Here is a 242-nt window from a genome sequence, read left to right on the forward strand (position 1 = left end):
TCTATGCTCACATCATATATCTGATTGTCTTTGACAACTTCGATGTCATATAAGGCTTGACCTTTTTCAAGCTCGAACTCAACACCGATGACTTTACCATTTACGCTTTGAGTGGCTTTTTGCATAGCACTAGTTAGCGTAACTTTGGCTTGCATCAGCGCTCTATATTCAGCCATGTCTTCTTTATCTAACTTCTCTTTTTCAGTCTCGATGACTTTGCCAGTATTGGCGTCGATCTTGAC

Annotated in this window: 1 protein-coding gene; it reads right to left on the reverse strand. The window is 40.5% G+C overall.

All coding sequences use genetic code 11. From position 1 onward, the window contains the following. On the reverse strand, nucleotides 1-242 hold a 242-nt coding region (locus AAEY88_RS15185; RefSeq protein WP_350563728.1), incomplete at both ends, for a PepSY domain-containing protein.

Source organism: Psychrobacter sp. CAL346-MNA-CIBAN-0220, assembly GCF_040309805.1.
In the GTDB taxonomy this organism is placed as follows: domain Bacteria; phylum Pseudomonadota; class Gammaproteobacteria; order Pseudomonadales; family Moraxellaceae; genus Psychrobacter.